Annotated in this window: 14 protein-coding genes and 1 pseudogene; 1 reads left to right on the forward strand and 14 read right to left on the reverse strand. The window is 52.4% G+C overall.

The window, feature by feature from the left end; all coding sequences use genetic code 11:
• Positions 1 to 50: 50 nt before the first annotated feature.
• The gene (locus SBI19_RS19100) at positions 51 to 446 is read left to right on the forward strand and encodes a c-type cytochrome (protein ID WP_317971086.1); all 396 of its coding nucleotides are present in this window, start codon (positions 51 to 53) and stop codon (positions 444 to 446) included.
• Between the two features lie 56 nt (positions 447 to 502).
• On the opposite strand, the gene SBI19_RS19105 is transcribed toward SBI19_RS19100, so the two are convergent.
• The 14 genes and pseudogenes from SBI19_RS19105 to SBI19_RS19170 all read right to left on the reverse strand — a co-directional run bounded on the left by SBI19_RS19105 (position 503) and on the right by SBI19_RS19170 (position 15,380).
• Positions 503 to 2,755, reverse strand: a complete 2,253-nt coding sequence (locus tag SBI19_RS19105) for an ATP-binding cassette domain-containing protein (RefSeq protein ID WP_317971088.1) — start codon at positions 2,753 to 2,755, stop codon at positions 503 to 505.
• Between the two features lie 148 nt (positions 2,756 to 2,903).
• Positions 2,904 to 3,305: an SRPBCC family protein gene (locus tag SBI19_RS19110; protein WP_317971090.1), complete on the reverse strand. Its 402-nt coding sequence runs from the start codon at positions 3,303 to 3,305 to the stop codon at positions 2,904 to 2,906.
• On the reverse strand, positions 3,302 to 3,631 hold the full coding sequence (locus SBI19_RS19115) for an ArsR/SmtB family transcription factor (RefSeq protein WP_317971092.1): 330 nt from the start codon (positions 3,629 to 3,631) through the stop codon (positions 3,302 to 3,304). The genes SBI19_RS19110 and SBI19_RS19115 overlap by 4 nt, the downstream gene beginning before the upstream one ends.
• Positions 3,632 to 3,722: 91 nt before the next feature.
• Complete coding sequence (locus SBI19_RS19120; RefSeq protein ID WP_317971094.1) at positions 3,723 to 4,031, reverse strand: MTH1187 family thiamine-binding protein; 309 nt, start codon at positions 4,029 to 4,031, stop codon at positions 3,723 to 3,725.
• Positions 4,032 to 4,264: 233 nt separating this feature from the next.
• On the reverse strand, positions 4,265 to 5,278 hold the full coding sequence (locus SBI19_RS19125; protein WP_317971096.1) for a DUF4367 domain-containing protein: 1,014 nt from the start codon (positions 5,276 to 5,278) through the stop codon (positions 4,265 to 4,267).
• Entirely contained in the window at positions 5,242 to 5,826 is a 585-nt protein-coding gene (locus tag SBI19_RS19130) for an RNA polymerase sigma factor (RefSeq protein ID WP_317971098.1), read from the reverse strand. Before SBI19_RS19130 ends, SBI19_RS19125 begins: the two co-directional genes overlap by 37 nt.
• Before the next feature lie 255 nt (positions 5,827 to 6,081).
• Positions 6,082 to 7,308: a diaminopropionate ammonia-lyase gene (dpaL, locus tag SBI19_RS19135; RefSeq protein ID WP_317971100.1), complete on the reverse strand. Its 1,227-nt coding sequence runs from the start codon at positions 7,306 to 7,308 to the stop codon at positions 6,082 to 6,084.
• 43 nt (positions 7,309 to 7,351) lie between these two features.
• Entirely contained in the window at positions 7,352 to 8,554 is a 1,203-nt protein-coding gene (locus tag SBI19_RS19140; protein WP_317971102.1) for a YgeY family selenium metabolism-linked hydrolase, read from the reverse strand.
• A gap of 28 nt (positions 8,555 to 8,582) precedes the next feature.
• Positions 8,583 to 9,305, reverse strand: a complete 723-nt coding sequence (locus SBI19_RS19145) for an amino acid ABC transporter ATP-binding protein (protein ID WP_317971104.1) — start codon at positions 9,303 to 9,305, stop codon at positions 8,583 to 8,585.
• On the reverse strand, positions 9,292 to 10,011 hold the full coding sequence (locus tag SBI19_RS19150) for an amino acid ABC transporter permease (protein ID WP_317971106.1): 720 nt from the start codon (positions 10,009 to 10,011) through the stop codon (positions 9,292 to 9,294). Before SBI19_RS19150 ends, SBI19_RS19145 begins: the two co-directional genes overlap by 14 nt.
• Before the next feature lie 33 nt (positions 10,012 to 10,044).
• Positions 10,045 to 10,878 (reverse strand): transporter substrate-binding domain-containing protein, encoded by an 834-nt coding sequence (locus tag SBI19_RS19155; RefSeq protein ID WP_317971108.1) that lies wholly within the window; start codon positions 10,876 to 10,878, stop codon positions 10,045 to 10,047.
• A gap of 58 nt (positions 10,879 to 10,936) precedes the next feature.
• Entirely contained in the window at positions 10,937 to 12,538 is a 1,602-nt protein-coding gene (locus tag SBI19_RS19160; protein WP_317971110.1) for an N-acyl-D-amino-acid deacylase family protein, read from the reverse strand.
• Positions 12,539 to 12,842: 304 nt separating this feature from the next.
• Positions 12,843 to 14,597 (reverse strand): sigma-54-dependent Fis family transcriptional regulator, encoded by a 1,755-nt coding sequence (locus SBI19_RS19165; protein ID WP_317971112.1) that lies wholly within the window; start codon positions 14,595 to 14,597, stop codon positions 12,843 to 12,845.
• A gap of 219 nt (positions 14,598 to 14,816) precedes the next feature.
• A pseudogene (locus SBI19_RS19170) lies at positions 14,817 to 15,380 on the reverse strand (Ger(x)C family spore germination C-terminal domain-containing protein).
• Between the last annotated feature and the right edge of the window lie 172 nt (positions 15,381 to 15,552).

Consider the following 15,552-nt stretch of genomic DNA (forward strand, 5'->3'; position numbering starts at 1 on the left):
GAAGTTTGAGGGAATCGTATGAAAATAATACTAAGAATGAGGTGTACAGCATGGTGAAGTCCAAGTGGATGATTGGTTTTATGGCGCTTGCGCTCGCTCTTACGCTAAGCGCTTGCGGCGGCAATAAGGACGAGGACAACAACAATAATGGCGAAACAACAGGCAACAATGAATCGACCGGAAACGGCAACAACACGAATACAAGCGGCGGTACGGTTGATGCCGCTGCAGCGAAAACCGTGTACGAGGCCAACTGCATCAGCTGTCATGCGGTAGATCTAGCTGGCGGTATGGGGCCTAACCTGCAGAAGGTCGGCAGCAAGCTGTCGGTTGATCAAATCACGCAACGCATCAATGAAGGCGGCGGCGGCATGCCGGCATTCAAAGGCCAACTAAGCGATACGGATATCGCCAATCTCGCCGGCTGGCTCGGAACGATGAAGTAACATGCACGAAGGGCAGTCCAAGGGTCAAATCATTGACCTTTGGACTGCCCTTTTCATTACTTCAAGTATCTACCCGTAATCGACTGTTCTTCGTGAACGATCTGCGTCGGCGTCCCTTCGAACACCACTTGACCGCCCTTGCTGCCTCCGTCTGGACCCATGTCAATAATCCAGTCCGCTTGACTGATTACATCCAGGTTGTGCTCGATTACGATGACCGTATTGCCAGCATCGACAAGACGATTCATAATGCCGAGAAGCTGACCGATATCGGACATGTGCAGGCCGGTTGTTGGCTCGTCCATCACATAGATGCTGCCCTTCTTATGCAGCTCGCTTGCAAGCTTGATCCGTTGGCATTCGCCGCCAGACAACGTGCTGAGCGGCTGACCGAGCGTAATGTAATTGAGACCTACATCGCTCATGGCCTGAAGTTTCTTTACTACCTCTTTCAACTCGAAGAATGCCAGTGCCTGCTCTACTGTCATCTCTAGAACATCGGCTATGGATTTGCCATTCAGCTTATACTCGAGCACTTCTTCCTTGAATCGCTTGCCACCGCACACTTCGCAGGGAAGCTTCACGCTGTCGAGGAATGCGATGTCCGTATAGACTACGCCAAGACCTTGACAGTTCTCGCAAGCTCCCTTGGAGTTGAAGCTGAACAGCCCTTGATTCACCTTATTCGCAGATGCGAAAGCTTTGCGGACATCATCCATAATGCCTGTATAGGTGGCTGGATTCGAACGTGTCGATACGCCAACCGCCGATTGATCGATTACGATTGCATCGGTATGCTGCTGAAGGAATACATCGTTGATCAGCGTGCTTTTGCCCGAACCCGCCACACCAGTAACGACTGTCAGTACGCCGGTTGGGATGTCGACGCTTACGTTCTGCAGGTTATGCAAGGATGCATTGTGCACGGACAATTTGCCTGATGGCTGCCTGCAATCCTGCTTCAACTGCAGCGGACGCTTCATGAAGCTGCCGGTAAGCGTACCGGACTCGAGCAAGCCTTCATAGCTGCCTTCGTATACGATGGTACCGCCTCGGCTGCCCGCGTGAGGTCCGACGTCAACGATATGGTCGGCTACCTTGATGACATCGGGATCATGTTCTACGACAATGACCGTGTTCCCTTTGTCCCGCAGCTTCTGCAGCAATTCATTCAACCGATGAACATCGCGAGGATGAAGGCCAACGCTTGGCTCGTCGAAAATATAAGTGACATCGACCAAACTGCCGCTCAGGTGCTTCACCATCTTGACTCGCTGCGATTCGCCGCCGGATAACGTATCCGTCTCGCGGTCAAGCGTCAAGTACTCGAGTCCGATTTCGACCAAATGCTGCAGCCGTTCTGTCAATGACTTGATGATTGGCGCTGCGACAGCATCGTCGATCTCGCGAACGACTTCGATGAGTCGTCCGACCTCCATGGCAGAGAAGTCTGCAATGTTATAGCCATTGATGCGGCAGTTGAGCGCTGCTTGACTAAGTCTCGCACCATGACAGCTGGAGCATGGGCCTTCCGTTATGTAAGGCGTTACTGCCTTCTGCGTCCGTTCGGACATCGTCTTCAGATCGCGTTTGATGTACTTGTTCGTGAACTTCTCAATAACGCCTTCTACAGTCACATTGATTGTTTTACCGCCGAACTGCACCTCTACTTTGCGTGCTTTTCCGTACAACAGCTGCTCAAGCACGTCGGCTGGATAGTCGCTCAGCTTCATGTCAAGATCGTAGGAACCTGACTCCATCAGCATATTGAATTCGAAACCGCCTGCCGAATAATCCGGTAGCATGAGGGCTCCTTCATTGAGCGATTTGGACAGATCGACCGCTTTGCTCATGTCGACACCGAGTCTGCGGCCAAGCCCGTTGCATTCCGGACACATGCCTTGCGGGTCATTGAACGAGAACATATTGGCCGTTCCGACATAGGGCTGGCCGACTCTGGAGAACAGCAGACGAACGATCGGAGCGATGTCGGTAATCGTGCCCATCGTGGAGTGCGAACCGCCGCCAAGCCGTTTCTGGTCCACAATGACCGCCATGCTCAGGTTCTGTATCCCGTCCGTGTCTGGCTGCGGGTACTTCGGCAGGAACGTGCGGACGAACATGGTGAAGTTCTCGTTCAGCAGTCGCGTGGATTCTGCGGCGATGGTATCGAACACAATCGACGATTTGCCCGAACCGGATACACCGGTGAAGATCGAAATTTTACGCTTCGGGATGCTTAAGGATACGTTCTTCAGATTGTTCTCCCTTGCGCCCGAGATGACGATAAATTCCTGATTAGCGCTCAATGACGAACATCCTTCCGTTTCAAGTTTAGATGATGCTGGATTCCTATCGTATCATTCAACAAGCAAGGAACTTGTCTTATTAGCTCAGAGGAGCACATAAACCGGCTGCATCGAACATGCGGCCGGTTTAGGATCATTCACGTAGAGATTATTGTTCCAACAGCTTGCCGAGCTCGCCGCACCATTGCGTAACGCCCCATTTGGCACCATTGAGCGCTTGTTCGTTGGAGATGCCCGATTGTTCGAGATGCAGGTTTAATTTGCCTTCGCCCAGATCTTGGATCGACCACGCTACGGTGTGCTTCTCAGGACCGACAGCAGATGTATAAGACAATACACGGTTTGCCTCGTCTACTACGAGCACTTCGCAATTGATAATGCCATCCCAATACTGATTCGCTTCCGCACGGAATTGGAACTGGTGGCCTACTTCCGGTTTGAAATCATTGGGTAGAACCCATTTAGCCAGCTTATTCGAATCCGTCAATGCGGACCACAGCTTCTCGATCGTTGTTGTATATTGGAAATCCAATGTAAGCGTCAAACTCATTCTTCTTCCTCCTCTAATAGTTGGCCTAAGCTAATCAAATTCATCGTCCAAAACTTCTGATAGAAAGACAACCATTCATGCACTTCCCGGAGTGGAGCGGCGTTCAATCTGAACCTTGTTTCTCTGCCGACTTTGCGGTCGATGACCAATCCAGCCTCTTTCAATATCGCCAAATGCTTCGATACGGCTGTGCGTCCCATATCGAATTGCGCTGTTAATTCATGCAGCGGAATCTCTCTAGGCTCCGCTAATATGCGAATCAATTTACGTCGTGTCGGATCAGCGATTGCATCGAATGGATCCCTCAACGGATTGTTATCGCTCACAACACCCTCTCCTAGGATATAGCTATTCTATATTTCGGACACTGTTTGGTGTCGATTTGATTATAGGACACTTAATGGTGTCCTGTCAACATCACTGCTGAAGCCGCTCCTCTACCGATCGGAGTTTCTGTTCCATCGTCCCCTTCTTGTCCCTGCGGTCGTCGATCGTAATAGAAGTCGATACCCGCATGGCGCCGTTCTCGAACGGCACTTCATGCAAACGACGAACGATTGCAAGCAGCTCGTCCAACTCTCCTTCAATGATGGTGCTCATCGGCGTGAGCTGATATTGGATCGTCCCCTCCGCTTGTTCGAGCACTCGAATCACGTCTGCGACATAGGCGCCGACGCTTGGCGTACCTGTGCCGAGCGGTACGATGGTTACTTGTACGATTGCCATTATGTAATCCCCCCTCGTGATAATTGTCCTTCAGTTGATTGTAACGCTTCACAGACCTGCTTTGCCAGTTGCTAACCGTATACAACGAATCTGTGATAGCTGATTGAACCCATACCATTCATTTGTCCATCTAAATCAACATTAACAGCGTTTATAACACAGCGAGTCTCAATAAATAAACCCTGACTTATCATGAAGTCAGGGTTATCCACAATGGGCAAACTCAATTATAGTTATTTCGCTTCGAGCACATCCACCGCCAGATCAACAAGCGCTTGCTTAGTAAGCTGGCTGTTCTCGCTATCGTAGATCTCAAAGTAGAGATGATTAGCCTCGTCCATCCATCCGAGCCGATGTTTCATTTGGAATGTCTGTCGGCTCTTCTCATTCAGATCGATGTAGTAAGCTTCCACGCCGTTAAGTGTGATCTTCTCCGCTGAATCCGAATCGTTCTGGATAATTGTCGTCAGCGTGGTGGCCGGATCATAGGCACGCACGGAAACGGTGATCTGATCTTCGCCGTTCGTATATCGAGCTAGTGTGAAACCCGCTTTATTCCATTCCATCTTCTGTACGAATACTTTGTTTTCGATCGTAGAAGAGTTTGCTTCCGCGACCAATTCGTTTGTAATCGCTTGATAGTTCTGGTCATGCAACAGCGATGGGAACATGTCCGAAGGATACACATAACCGTAATCGAACTGATAACCAGCGGGTAACGCTGTAACCGGCTGCAGCGCAGGTGCTGACGTTCGGCTGATTTCATCCTGCAGGCTGCTGAAGCTTTTGAATTGCTGTTCCTTATAAGTAAATTTGACCGGGTTCGATTGGTCCATTTGCTTGATGAAGTCGTCTTTCACATAATAGGCGGCGTAATCGCCTGGTTGCAGCTGATCTTGTACTTGCGTCACATACTCCGACAACAGCGCTGTATACTTCTCTGACGTTTCTCCTGCTTGTCCCGTCTTCATAACGACTTCGCCTTTGCTATTGCGGAACTCCAAATATTGCGTCGCGGCATAGGCTGTTACCGACGCGCCCAGCACAAGGATTATTGCCATCGCAGGGACAGCCGCACGTGGACGCATACGTAACGACGGCGCTCGGAGCGACTTGCGCTCAACTGTTCGGTAGATGCGGTCCATCACCTGCTTGGAAATATCAAACGACTGGAGCGTCGCAGCTTGGTCGTTCATCAGTTCCATTGCTTTCAGGTCGGCTTGGTTGCGGTCTTGTACGGTATGCATACTTCGTCCTCCTCCAAATTGTTCATCGTGGTTCTAAGCTTCGCGATGGTTCGACTGTACTTCTTCTTCACAGCTTCCATATTCTTGTTCATGATGTCACCGATTTCGCTAAATGACTTTTCTTCAAATATCCGCAGTACGAGCAAGCTGCGTTCTTCTGCAGATAGCTTCTCTAACGCAACGCTGAGCGGTCTGCTGAATAAGCCGTGTTCCACTACCTGCTCGGCGCTGTCTGCGGTCTTATGGGTCTTGAACAGACCCAGCAGCATTTTATGCTGAAGCTTCTTGCGGTGAAGAATGTTGAGACAGTGATGATAGGCGATTTTGTACAACCAAGATGAGAAGGTTACCGAAGACTTATACATGTGAATCTTCTCGAAAGCTTTCACGAGAATGTCTTGTACAGCATCTTCCGCCTCCACTCTGCTGCCTAACAGCCGCCAACAGTAAATGAAAATCGGTTGTTGGAACTTAACGACAATGTAATGATAGCTGTGAATCTCACCGGCCTGCACCTGCTTGATTCTGAATTCGATATCCTCATCCATTGGAATGTTCACACCTCCTTAGCTGTCGGATGGAATATGCCTATGTAACAATCGAGTACGATCGAAAGGGACAATTTTATAGAAAAAGTTTCGTAGAATTAGAGACTGAGGTGGATTCTAACAATTATTCGGGGATTAATCTACGTAATAAGCATCCATCGCGTTGAATGGAACGCATCGAGTGAAATCGGTTTTGAAAAGTAACACCAAACAAACAACCAGCCGCCGGCATTCGCGCCTGCGGCTGGTTGTTTGTTATGCTCTGGCGAAACTTGGGAACATGCCGTCCCAGACGACGTCCCGATAACGAGCAGGATCGGTATCTCCTTCCGTGCTGACGAGCAGAACATGCGAATTGGCATGAAGTCCGATTCGGTCTTTCGCTTCCGCTAATGCCGGATCCGTCATCAGTTGATCAAGCAGTCCCGCTGTGACAGCGCCCGACTCGCCCGAGATAACGACGGGATCGTCGCCCAGCGGATTGCCCAGCATCCGCATGCCTTTGGCTGCGACCGTGTCCGGGCAGGACACGTACAGATCCCCGTAATCCTGCAGCAGCTCCCATGCGGCTGGGTTAGGCTCGCCGCAAGCAAGGCCCGCCATAATCGTATCCATCGATCCGGTAACGATCTGAAGTTTCCCTGCTCTTGCTGACCGGTAGAGGCAGTCAGCCTTATTCGGCTCGACAATGACGATCGCAGGACGCTCGCTTCCATAGACCGATGCGAACAATGCGGTTACAGCGCCGGCGAACGATCCAACGCCTGCCTGCAGCAGCACATGCGTCGGTTTATCGACGCCAAGCGCACGCAGCTGCTCGATCGCCTCTATCGCTAATGTCGAGTAGCCCTGCATGATCCATTCCGGAATGGCCTCGTACCCTTCCCATGCAGTATCCTGAACGACAACCCAGCCATGCTCATCCGCCATTCGAGCGGCATGACGGACGCATTCATCGTAATTCCACTGCATGATCTCGGCTTCCGCGCCAGCGGCGCGAATAGCTTCCAGCCGCGTCGGCGACGAACCTTGCGGCATGTAGACGACCGACCGTTGTCCAAGCTGCGATGCCGCCCAAGCTACGCCTCGCCCATGATTGCCATCCGTTGCGGTAACGAATGTTATCTCGCCGAGACGCTGCCGTATATCGGGCGACCGAAGTCGTTCGAACGATAAGTCGCCGATATCCATATCCAGTCTGTCGGCTAGATAACGTCCGATCGCATAAGCGCCGCCAAGCACTTTGAACGCGTTCAATCCGAACCGGTACGACTCGTCCTTGACGTACACGCCTCCGATTCCCCAGTGCTCGGCTAATCTCGGCAGAGAGGCAAGCGGCGTCTCCTCATAGCAGTCGAACGTCTGATGGAACGTACGAGCGCGATTCGCTTCTTTCCAAGTGAAACGGTCCAATGACGCCAATGTCTCCTTAGATTGCACGCTTTCGTTGTATTTCCAATCTATTGTACCGGTTTCTGTCATCCAATCTCTCTCCTTGCCTATAACCGTGTTGTCTGCGTCGTGTCTACTGCCCGGCGATGTATGATGCAATCGCATAGTAGCCTTCTGCCGCCTTCTCAAGCTGCTCCAGTTCGATGTATTCATCGACGATATGAGCGACATGCTCGTAAGACGGGCCATATCCAATCGTCGGGATGCCTGCAGTGCCAGCCGAGAAGCTTCCGTTCGTGCAGAAGCTGTACACGCCTATTGCCGGATCTTGCCCGATGCCGCGAAGCGCTTGCAGCGCTCGATCCACCCAAGCGTCGTCTTCCGAAGCCAACCATGCGGGGAAGAAGCGCTCGCCGCCCAGCACCGCGCCGGTATAACATTCCAGCTCCGCCTTCGCGATGGTCACTTCATACGAGCCTTCTTCCGGCAGCAAACGCTTGTATTGATCCGTTACGAATGCCGAATTTTCGCCGACGAGCAGTCGTCGATCGATTGTAATTTCGCACCGATCCGGTACGACCGAAGCGCCAGGGTATGGCGATGAGATGATATCGGTGACGACCGAAATCCCTTTGCCAAGCGCCGCATGCTCCGTTGGCTTCATCGAAGTCAACGCCGTAATAACTGGTGTCATTGCATATACAGCGTTAATGCCGACGTCCGGGTTGGACGAGTGCGCGGAACGGCCATGCGCAACGATGGATACTTCTGCACGGCCGCGTTGTCCTACATTCAGCTTCAGTCCCGTAGCTTCCATGATTACAACAAGGTCGGGCTTAACGGTCTCCAGCACCTTGCAAAGCGCGACGCCCTCGAACACTTCCTCGAAGACAGTGCCCGATACATACAGATCGCCCTTCGGACGCACGCCGGTCCTTCTAGCTTCTCGCGCGATTTCGCCTACTGCGAGCACAGCTGCGGCCACTGACGCCTTCATATCGGACGTTCCCCGACCATACATAACCCCATCGACAATTTCCCCGCCGAACGGGTCATGCGTCCATTTCTCGGGACTGTTGACCGGCACGGTGTCGATATGACCATCGAATAATACGGAAGCTCCGCCGCCGCTGCCCTGCACTTTGCCGATTACGCTGCCGTAAGCATCGATCCATACGTCGTCATAGCCGAGTTCCAGCATCTGTTGTTTGATGATCAGCGCTGCTTCCTGCTCTTCTCCCGACAGACTCTTCGCCTGAATCAGCCGCTGCGTTAGCGCAATCAGCTCCTCTCGGTTCACCTTCGCGACATCGTTCGTTTCGTTATACGTTGTCATTCCTGCTCCCCCTTGCCTGCTAGTTCGTTTATTTCAATATCCGACTGAGAAAAGCTTGCGTCCGCGCATGCCGCGGCCGATCAAGCACCTGTTCAGGCGTGCCCGTCTCGATCACTTTGCCTTGATCCATGAAGACGATTCGATCGGCCACTTCGCGTGCGAAGCCGATTTCATGCGTGACGACGACCATCGACATCCCCTCGGCCGCAACTTCTTTCATGACGCTAAGCACCTCGCCGACCAGCTCGGGATCAAGCGCTGATGTTGGCTCGTCGAATAAAATCGCCTTCGGCTGCATGGCGAGCGACCGAGCGATGGCAACGCGCTGCTGCTGTCCGCCGGACAGTTTGCCTGGATAAGCGCTTTCCTTGCCCGAGAGTCCAACCTTCGCAAGCAAATCCGCGGCAAGTTCCCTCGCCTCTTGTTTCTTCATCCCTTTGACCCAGATCGGTCCCTCCATGACGTTCTCCAACGCCGTCCGATGCGGAAACAGATGAAACCGCTGGAATACCATGCCGACCTCAAGGCGCAGCTTGCGCATCGCTTTGTCGCCTAACACGGACCTTCCTTCGTAGCGAATGTCCCCCGATTGAATCGTCTCCAAGCCGTTGATGCAGCGGAGAACGGTGCTTTTGCCAGAACCGCTAGGGCCTAGTATGACGACCTTCTCGCGCTTAGCGATCGATAGATCGATGTCGAACAACACTTGATGCTTTCCGTAGCTCTTGTTCACTTGATTAAGCTCGATCATGCGCGCTCATTCCTTTCTCCAGCTGCTTCGCTACAACCATCAAGATGCTAGTCATGATGAGATACATAATGGCGATCACCGTATAAACCTCGAAGCTTCGGAACGTCGATACGATGACCGATTCGCCCGTCCGGAACAGCTCTGTAATCGTTACAAGCGATACCATCGAGGAGTTCTTGATCGTCATGATGAATTGATTGACGAGCGGCGGAATAATGACTTTGACCGCTTGCGGCCCGATGACTCGCAGCAGCGCAACCGACCGGGACATCCCGAGTGCGCTTGCGGCTTCCGATTGCCCGCGATCGACTGCCATCAAGCCCGACCGAACGATTTCCGTTGCGTAAGCGCCTGTGTTCAGCGCCATGCCGAGCACGCCGGCTTGGAACGGCTCCATCGTTATGCCCAGCTGCGGCAGACCGAAATATAAGATAAACAACTGAACGAGCAGCGGCGTTCCTCTGAAGATCCAAGTATATAAGTTCGCTATTGCCCGAAGCGGCCATATCGAGGATGTTTTGCACAAACCGCCGATCATGCCTAACAATAGCCCTAACGCCAGCGACAACGCCGACAGTTTGACTGTCATCCACGCGCCTTCTAGAAACACCGGCATGAACGGCATTATGACTGAATAATCAAGCTTCATACTCTGCTCCCCCTCACCTGTCGTGCCCGAGATGGGGATGAATCGGTTCTCGCTCACGCCGATTCACTCCGCATCTTCATACATTGCCGCTTACTTGAGCCACTTCTCGTACATCGACTTCGCTTCTCCGCTTGCGTCCAACTCCTTGATCACATCGTTCGCCAGCTGCAGCAGCTCCGTGTCTCCCTGCTTCACGGCAAGGCCGAGTCCTGCTTCGGTGAACGGTTCGCCTACGATGGAGAGCTTCGCTTCAGCGTGCTGCTTGTTATAGCCAAGTTGGTTCAGATAGTCGTTAATGGCAGCATCGACGCGTCCCATTTGGAGATCGAGCAGGTAGTCCGTCGTATCTTTATACGAAACGATCTTGATGTCATAACCTTGCTCGATAAGCTCCTTAGCTGCCGTTTCGCTCGTAGCGCCTGCTTTGACGCCGACCTTCTTTCCCTTCAAATCCTCCAGGCTGTTGATCGACTCATCCCCTTCGCGTTTCACGAGCGACATGCCGGTCTTCATATAGATCTCCGACATATCGACCGCCTTCTTGCGTTCATCCGTAATATACATTGCGGCGATCGCCATATCGGCTTGTCCGTTCTGAATCGTCGGGATGAGAGCCGTGAACTGCATTTCCTTCCACTCCACCTGTACGCCCAGCTTGTCTGCGATTTTCTGTCCCAGATCGATGTCGTAGCCGACGAGTTTCTTCGTGTCTGCGTCGAGGTACTCGAACGGATAGTAGTCGCCGGTCGCAATGACGAGCTTGCCTTTCTCCTTGATGGCATCCAATCGGGATGCCGACGCCGTTGTCGACTTATCGTCCGCGGCACCGGGAGCCGTCTCTTCTTTCTTGGAGCACCCGGCGACAACCAGCATAATAGCGACGAGCAGCAGCAGTGCGGACTTGAGCGTGTAAGAACGTTTCATATAGAAAGCCTCCTCGGATTTGGGTTAATAGTGGGTTGAGCGTCATTCGTTCAGTTGGTTAAATATCGTAACGTCTTCTGAGCACTTCCCCGGATGCCGCGCGGCGTTCTTGGTCACCGTCGACGGATACCTTGCCGTTGATAATAATCCAGCGAATGCCTTCCGAGTACGAACGAGGCTTCTCGTAAGTTGCCGTATCGCGAATGGCTGCTTCGTTGAAGATGACCAAGTCGGCTCGCATGCCCTCTCGAATGATTCCGCGATCCGAGAAACCGATAATGCGCGCTGGCTGCGACGTCATGCGGCGAACCGATTCCTCAAGCGAGAACAGCTTGTCCTCTCGGGTGTATCGACCAAGCACCTTCGGGAACGATCCGTATGCCCGCGGGTGCGGTTCGCCGCCAAGCAAGCCGTCGGTGCAAATCGTGCCGGCCGGATGCTGCATGATGAGCGATACGGAAGGCTCGTCCATGACGAAATCAATCATACCGATCGCATTGCTTTCCTCGGCTATAAGGTCGAATGCGGTCTCGATCGGGTCGTTCCCCCGCTCTGCTGCTATGTCTGCAAGCGTACGGCCGACGCAGGCTGCATTGGCTGCCGTCGCAACGGAAGTAATGACGATGCCATCCGGCCCTGCCCAGTTATACATGCTGTCCCAGCCTGGTACGCCGGTCGCCATCTCGGCGGCCATCCGCTTCCGCTGATCAGCCGACTTCAATCGCTCCAGCATGCTTGGCGTTCCGCCGTCATGCGCCCAAGACGGGAGTACTGCGCTCAGCATTGTGCTCCCTGCCGTATAAGGGTATTGGTCGAACGTAACCTCGATGCCGGCTTCTCTACCGCGATCCAGCTTGGCAAGCACTTCGGGCGTCTTATGCCAGTTCATTCGGCCGCATACCTTGAAGTGGGAGAAGTGGAGATGGACGCCGGTTCGTTCTGCAATGACGAGCAGCTCATCCATCGATTCGAGAATTTCATCGCCTTCGCTGCGTTGGTGGACGATGAATGGCACGCCATATTCGGCTGCAACTGCGCATAAAGCTTCGATTTCGGCGTAATCGCCGTACATGCATGGCAGATAGATCAACCCGCTCGATAATCCGCAAGCGCCTTGATCCAAACCCTGACGAAGCAGCACCGCCATCTCGTCGATCTGTTCCTTCGTCGCTGGTTTGTCATCCAAACCGACAATTTGCATTCGCAAGTTGCCATGCGGGACGAGGTACGCATAATTGCATTCAGGCTGAGCGGTTTCGATTTTGTTAAGGTAGCTGTCTACATCATGCCAGTCCCACTTAATATCCGGCGTTCCATCCAGACCGGACAGATTTCCTTTCCACCGGTCGATGTAATCTGCCGGAAGCGGTGCAGCCGAGATGCCGTCCTGGCCAAGAAGCTCTGTCGTAATGCCTTGTCGCAGCTTGGCGGGTATCGTTCCGGATGCGAGTACGAATAGATCGGAGTGGCTGTGCATGTCGATGAATCCAGGCGTTACGATGAGGCCCGAAGCATCAATCGTCTCGTCAGCGGATGCGCCGCTCAGTCTTCCGATTCGTTCAATGCGAGCTCCTTTAATGCCGAGATCGGCGTAATACCAAGGGCTTCCTGTGCCGTCGACAACTTTCGCATTTCGTACAATGAGGTCATAATGTCCCATTCTTCTATCCACTCCTTCGTAATAGGGAACGGCGCGCTTCGTTAGCCGCACCGATGCAAGCTTGCGAATCGAAACACTTAATTGGTAAATGCTAGCGATTGATAATAAGAACGTAACACTTAAGTAAACGTTATGTCGTTTATGTGTTAAGTTATCTTACATAACTAAGGATAAACAGTAACATCTATTTGAACAAGTATCATATTGAGACTATCGTTCGTCACAGTAAGGCGTTAATATCGCATTTTTCTGACAAAACAAAAAAGAGTATCAAATTGAGACGAGTCCCAATTTGATACTCTCGTTATTCTTTTATGTCGTATTGGCGCATTTTCCGAAACAGCGTAGCGCGGCCGATACCTAGCATTTCTGCCGCTTTCTCCTTTGGTTGTCCGTTCGCGGCCGTCTCTTGCAGCGCTCTGCGTATCGCTTGACGTTCTAAGGTCCGCAGATTAAGTACGGCATCACTCTGCTGCATGCTTTCATCCGCGGTCTCGGTCTCGATGCTTCGCAGATAGTCCGGCAGATGCTCCTTGCTAATCGTACGTCCTGACGTGAAGTTAATTGCATACTCCATCACATTCGACAACTCGCTTATATTGCCTGGCCATTGATAAGCGAGCAATATCGCTTTCGCATCCTCGCCGATCCGCCGCACTTCGCGTCGATTGGTATGCCCGTGCAATTGAAGAAAATGCTCGCCAAGCAGCAGGATGTCGGATTTGCGGTCCCGAAGCGGCGGTACTTCAATCGGTATGACCGATAGCTTGTAATAGAGTTGTTGGCGAAACTGGCCGCTGCGAACTCGTTCTTCCATATCCTGGTCCGTCGCGGCAATTATTCTGACATCGACCGGTTGAAGCTCGCGCGCCCCTTCCCGCCACACCCCTTTGTTCTCCAATACGCGGAGCAGCTCGACCTGTATGCGCATCGGCATATAGGCAATATCATCGAGAAACAGCGTCCCGCCTTCCGCTTCCGCCAGCCTGCCCGGCCGTCCATCGCCTCCGAACAACAACGCATGCAGCGGAGCTTCTGGAAGCGCGGAGCAGTTTAATGCGACATAGGGGCCGTTCTTACGCTCGCCTGACCGGTGGATGCTTTGCGCGATGAGCTCTTTGCCTGTGCCGTTCTCTCCGCGAATGAGCACAGGCGAACGGCTTCCCGCAACCTTGCGCAGCGTATCCTTCAACGATTGCATAAGCGGATGATTGCCGATCACGCCTTCAAATCCCCGGTAGTTCTCTTCGGTGAAACGGATTGCAACATCTGTCATGTGCTCGGGATCGGCAATCATGAGCACGGCATCTTTCACGATGCCATCCGGCCTCGATGGATGATAAGTGACGAATAGATGGATGTACCGATCGCCGATCTTAACGGGAATGAGCTTCGATTCCGGTTCCTGCGGTCTATCCCGCCTGCCCGTCGATCGAAACGGCTCTACCAGTTCATCTAACAGCGCTCGTGAAGGAAGCCCCGCATGTTCTTGTCGCAGCAACGTGCGTGCGGCAGGATTCATAAACTCGCATTCGCCTTCATGATTAATGAGAATGATGCCATTATCGATATAGCCAATAAGCGCAGCCAGCTTACGCTCCTGCACGAGCTGTTCTCCTTGCAGCTCGTTTTCCTTCAGCTTCGTCGCGATGAGGCCAGCCATTTTGCTCAGAAAATCCAGCTTCGCCTCGACATCTGTGAACAGTCGTTCACGCTGCGCCTCGTCGAAAGCGATCAACCCGATGACGCCGAGAACCTTGCCGTCTAATAGAATCGGACAGCAGATTTCGCCAAACTCCTTGCAGTTCCGATAATGCGCACATGGCGCGCACAGCTCGTGATATCCAGGCCGCTCAATAATGACCGGCTTGCCGGTTAAGATACACTGACGATACACGTAATCCTCGTTGCGCATATCCTTCCATATCTCATGCTTGGCTTGTCCCGTGCCTGCAATGCGGAATAGTTCGTTGTCCGCAATCTCAACGTCGATCCGCAGGACGGAACCGATCGCAACGGCAATTTGCTGGATAGAGGGTTGAATGTATTTCAGCTGCATGTGCGTGTACCCCCTTGTTGGTGTCCGACTTTCGCTTCTACTATCTCTATTATAGAAGTCTAGGACAGCCGAGCCAAGAAACAACGTGCGATTGCGGATTCTGCCAATATATGCAAGCAGGCGCGAATCCAAAGTGAAGGGTACCATCGACATTTAGACAAACACTCAAGAGCCCGCAGCTATGCGAGCTCATTGATGCTATCTGAATTTGAAGATCTATCAACCCAACAACCCGTGATTCTCAATCTCTATGCGAAAATGAGGTCGAATATCGATCAACGGATACGTTGTCTCCCACTCTGCAGCCTTCCAGATCTTATTATGCAGCGCTCGGAGACGGGTCCCGATTCCTATGCCATCGCATTTTGCCTGCTGCAGCTGCTTAATCGTATCCACTGCGCGCGCCGTAAGGATCTCCTCCAGCTGTCACTCCATCTTGTCGATGATAGACGGCGTTAGCAGCTCGCCGGTCGAATTGTCAGTTAAAGAACATTTCAAAGAGACGGACACGTCGGCCGTAATCGGTTGTCGGCTGGACACCTTAATGCTTCGATTGGCGCGCACATAAGTCGACGTGACGAGTGAATCATGCGGTCCGCGAGGTTCCGATATGGAGCCATATGGCTTGTGTTCGGACAACATCACGAATGATATAGCGTGGATCTCGTCCAACTTGCCCGTCATCTTTTTCTTATGGAGTAACGCAACCCCGTTAATCTTGGCGCGATTCTTTTTGGCTTGCACGATGAATGGCAGCACATTATCAACGCCAGGCGATATCATGATGGTCGGAATCAGAAAAGGAGATTCTTTGGGTATAAACCCCTCCTCTTTTATCGCGACAATTTAGAATTGACGCCGCCAAATATAACAACCTAGAAGGATTGCAAATGACGGATTGTCAAGCCAAGTGCGACAGTTCATCCATGAAGGCTTCGTAAGCAGATTTCCAGTT

This window comes from Paenibacillus sp. CCS19 (assembly GCF_033239625.1).
Classification (GTDB): domain Bacteria; phylum Bacillota; class Bacilli; order Paenibacillales; family Paenibacillaceae; genus Paenibacillus_T.

Bases quoted from the DNA above. Each gene is read 5' to 3' on its own strand.
- SBI19_RS19110 (WP_317971090.1), bottom strand. From the start codon at position 3,305: ATGAGTTTGACGCTTACATTGGATTTCCAATATACAACAACGATCGAG.
- SBI19_RS19145 (WP_317971104.1), bottom strand. From the start codon at position 9,305: ATGATCGAGCTTAATCAAGTGAACAAGAGCTACGGAAAGCATCAAGTG.
- SBI19_RS19100 (WP_317971086.1), top strand. From the start codon at position 51: ATGGTGAAGTCCAAGTGGATGATTGGTTTTATGGCGCTTGCGCTCGCT.
- SBI19_RS19140 (WP_317971102.1), bottom strand. From the start codon at position 8,554: ATGACAACGTATAACGAAACGAACGATGTCGCGAAGGTGAACCGAGAG.
- SBI19_RS19130 (WP_317971098.1), bottom strand. From the start codon at position 5,826: ATGGATGAGGATATCGAATTCAGAATCAAGCAGGTGCAGGCCGGTGAG.
- SBI19_RS19160 (WP_317971110.1), bottom strand. From the start codon at position 12,538: ATGGGACATTATGACCTCATTGTACGAAATGCGAAAGTTGTCGACGGC.
- dpaL (WP_317971100.1), bottom strand. From the start codon at position 7,308: ATGACAGAAACCGGTACAATAGATTGGAAATACAACGAAAGCGTGCAA.
- SBI19_RS19125 (WP_317971096.1), bottom strand. From the start codon at position 5,278: ATGCATACCGTACAAGACCGCAACCAAGCCGACCTGAAAGCAATGGAA.
- SBI19_RS19155 (WP_317971108.1), bottom strand. From the start codon at position 10,878: ATGAAACGTTCTTACACGCTCAAGTCCGCACTGCTGCTGCTCGTCGCT.
- SBI19_RS19120 (WP_317971094.1), bottom strand. From the start codon at position 4,031: ATGGCAATCGTACAAGTAACCATCGTACCGCTCGGCACAGGTACGCCA.
- SBI19_RS19165 (WP_317971112.1), bottom strand. From the start codon at position 14,597: ATGCAGCTGAAATACATTCAACCCTCTATCCAGCAAATTGCCGTTGCG.